Below are 3,005 nucleotides of genomic sequence, written 5' to 3'. Positions count from 1 at the left end.
GTGGGGGCCCTATCTCGGGGAGGGGCACCTCGACGCGGGGCGCGCGGCCCAGGCGCTCACCCGGCTGGGGCCGCGCAGCGCGGTGCCGGTGCACTACGGGACGTACTGGCCGATCGGGATGGACGCGGTACGGCCGCACGAATTCCACACGCCGGGCACGGAGTTCGTGCGGCTGGCGGCGGAGTTCGCGCCCGAGGTGGACGTGCACCGGCTGGAGCACGGGGAGAGCGTGCGGCTGGGGGTCTCGCGGTGACGTGGCTCGCGGCCGCCACCACGGGGGCGACTCCCGGGGCCGCCGGACAGGCGATCGGGTACCCGACGCTGTTCCTGCTGGTGTTCCTGGGGGCGTTGGTGCCCGTGATCCCCACGGGGGCGCTGGTGAGTTCGGCGGCCGTCGTGGCGTTCCACCAGACGGCGCCCCTGGCGCTGCTGTTCGTGTTCGTCACGGCCTCCGTCGCCGCGTTCCTCGGGGACATCGCCCTGTACTGGCTGGGGCGGCGCGGGATGAAGTCGAAGAACGGCTCGCGGTGGCTGGAGGCCCTTCGGTCGAGGGCGCCGGAGGAGCGCCTCTCCCAGGCGCAGGGGAAGCTGGCCGACCACGGGGTGGCGGTCCTCGTGCTGTCCCGGCTGGTGCCGGCCGGGCGGATCCCGGTGATGCTGGCGTGTCTGATGGCCGAGTGGCCGTTGCGGCGGTTCGTGCGGGGGAACCTGCCGGCCTGTCTGGCCTGGGCGGTGACGTATCAGCTCATCGGGATCCTGGGCGGATCGCTGTTCAAGGAGCCCTGGGAGGGCGTGGTCGCGGCGGTCGCGCTGACCGTGGCGATCAGCGCGGCGCCGACGGTGTGGAAGCGCGTCCGTTCCTGAGGGCGCGCTTCCCCGGCTGCTCCTGGGGATGCCCCGGGAGGTGTTCGTAGGGGTGTTCCTAGGGGTGTTCCAGCACCCGGGAGCCGCCGACCGGCAGGTCCCACAGGTCCTCGCGGTCCAGGCCGGCCTTCTCCCACGCCGCCCGCACCCTCGTCAGCGGTTCCAGCACGGGCTCGGCGGACAGCACGAACGTCGCCCAGTGCATGGGGGCCATGCGGCGGGCGCCCAGGTCCTGGGCCGCTCGCACCGCCTCCTCCGGGTCGCAGTGCACGTCGCTGAGCCACCAGCGGGGGTCGTAGGCGCCGATGGGCAGCAGGGCGAGGTCGATGCCGGGGTAGCGCATGCCGATGCGGGAGAACCAGTGGCCGTAGCCCGTGTCGCCCGCGAAGTAGACGCGTCGGCCCTCCCGGTCGGTGAGGACCCAGCCGCCCCACAGGGTGCGGCAGGTGTCGGTGAGGGAGCGCTTGGACCAGTGGTGGGCGGGCACGAAGTCGAAGCGGACGCCGTCGAGTTCGGCCGCCTCCCACCAGTCGAGCTCGGTCACCGCGGTGAAGCGGCGGCGGTGGAACCAGCGGGCCAGGCCGGCCGGGACGAAGACCGGGGTGTCGCGCGGCAGGCGGCGCAGGGTCGGGGCGTCCAGGTGGTCGTAGTGGTTGTGGCTGATGACGACGGCGTCGACGCGGGGCAGGGCGTCCCAGTCGATGCCGACCGGGGTGATGCGGGCCGGGGTGCCGAGGATGCGGCGGGACCAGACCGGGTCGGTGAGGACGGTCAGGCCGCCGATCCGCACCACCCAACTGGCGTGCCCCGCCCAGGAGACGGCGACCGTGCGGGCGTCGACGGCGGGCAGCGGTGCCGGTGCGTAGGGCAGCCTCGGGATGTCGGCGAGTCCTTCGGGGCCGGGGCGTACGGCGCCCTCGCGGGCGAACCGGGCCATGGCCTTGAGACCGGGCAGCGGGGCGGTCAGGCGGTCGTGGAAGGACTTCGGCCAGGCTCTGCGCTCCCCCAGCGGGCGTGGTGCGGCGAGCGGCGGCGACGCGGGCGCGAGGGAGGACGGGGCCGGGGGCTCGTCGGCCACTCGCGTGCTGGTGGTCGACTCGGACTGCTGCGTCATCGAGGAGGCTCCCATCGCTGAGCGTCGTCGCGGAGTTCGTCGAAGACCGACTCCAGGGTGTTCAACGCGCGTTGCACATGTGGCAGTTCCAACGGCGCGGGTGACGTGAGGCATTCCGCGCGTTCCTCGTCGGAACCGCCGAGCAGGGGGCCGGTGGACAGCCGCACCCGCAGCGCGCCGAGGTCGTCGCCGAAGCGGTGGCCGCCGGGTGCGGGCATGCCGAGCCGGGCGGTGAGGAAGTCCTCCAGGTCCTGGGCGTCGCCGACGCCCCGCGCGACGAGCGCGGGCCGCAGGGGGGCGAGGTCGACGTAGAGGTGGCGGCCGGCCCGCGGGGGCCGGCAGAGCGCGCCCGCGCCGACGACCGCGGAGTGCGCGGCGGCGGCCACGCGCGCGTGGAGGTGTCCCGCGGCGGTGCGGCGGGCGGTGACCGGTTCGGGTTCGGCGAGGGCGTGGGCGGCGGCCGCGGCGACGGGGGCGGCGATGCGGGCGCCGAGCGCGGTCAGGATGTCCAGCACGCGGGCGTGCAGGCCGTCGCCGCCGTCGGCCGGGAAGCGGGCGAAGGCGGCGGGCCAGCCGGCCGGGAGCAGGCTGCCGGCCAGGTCGGTGACGACGGTGACCCGCTCGGGCAGCATCTCGGCGGGGCTGAGCAGGACCGTCTCGTGCGGGGCGTGCACGGTGTCGCGCCAGGTCTCGTCGCTGACCAGGTGCAGGCCCTCGCCCGCGGCGGCCTCGACGGTCTCGTGGAGGACCTCGGGCGGGGCGACGGTGGCGGTGGGGTCGTCGGCGACGGACAGCACCAGCAGCCGCGGGTCGCCGCCCTCGGCGCGCACCCGGCGCACGGTCTCCAGGAGGGCGTACGGGTCCGGGACCCCGCCGCACTCGGCGGGTGTCGCCACGTGGAAGACGGGTCTGCCCAGCAGGCGTGCGTACGGCGCCCACCAGGCGGCACAGGGGCGGGGCACCAGGACGTCGCCGCCGAGCGCGGCGGTCAGGGCGAGCAGGAGGGCGGGGGCGCCGTGCGCGCGCC

3 protein-coding genes and 1 pseudogene are annotated in these 3,005 nt (G+C 75.6%); 2 read left to right on the top strand and 2 right to left on the bottom strand.

Going from position 1 to position 3,005, the window contains the following annotated elements; all coding sequences use genetic code 11:
• A pseudogene (locus AOJ26_RS40095) lies at nucleotides 1–253 on the top strand (MBL fold metallo-hydrolase); the annotation flags it as partial.
• A complete protein-coding gene (locus tag AOJ26_RS40090) occupies nucleotides 250–864 on the top strand; it encodes a DedA family protein (RefSeq protein ID WP_053853260.1) in 615 nt (204 codons plus the stop codon). The pseudogene AOJ26_RS40095 and the gene AOJ26_RS40090, both read left to right, overlap by 4 nt.
• Nucleotides 865–922: 58 nt before the next feature.
• Here the strand turns inward: AOJ26_RS40090 and AOJ26_RS40085 are convergent, their stop codons facing one another.
• Both AOJ26_RS40085 and AOJ26_RS40080 read right to left on the bottom strand, forming a co-directional pair.
• Nucleotides 923–1,978: an MBL fold metallo-hydrolase gene (locus tag AOJ26_RS40085; protein WP_053853259.1), complete on the bottom strand. Its 1,056-nt coding sequence runs from the start codon at nucleotides 1,976–1,978 to the stop codon at nucleotides 923–925.
• On the bottom strand, nucleotides 1,975–3,005 hold a 1,031-nt coding region (locus tag AOJ26_RS40080), incomplete at its 5' end, for an aminotransferase class I/II-fold pyridoxal phosphate-dependent enzyme (protein ID WP_053853258.1). The genes AOJ26_RS40085 and AOJ26_RS40080, both read right to left, overlap by 4 nt.

It is taken from the genome of Streptomyces sp. NRRL B-24085 (assembly GCF_001282115.1).
Lineage (GTDB): Bacteria > Actinomycetota > Actinomycetes > Streptomycetales > Streptomycetaceae > Streptomyces.
This window is presented reverse-complemented; position numbering and strand designations above follow the sequence as displayed.

Excerpts from the sequence above, each read along its gene's own strand:
- AOJ26_RS40085 (WP_053853259.1), bottom strand. The coding sequence starts at position 1,978 with ATGACGCAGCAGTCCGAGTCGACCACCAGCACGCGAGTGGCCGACGAG.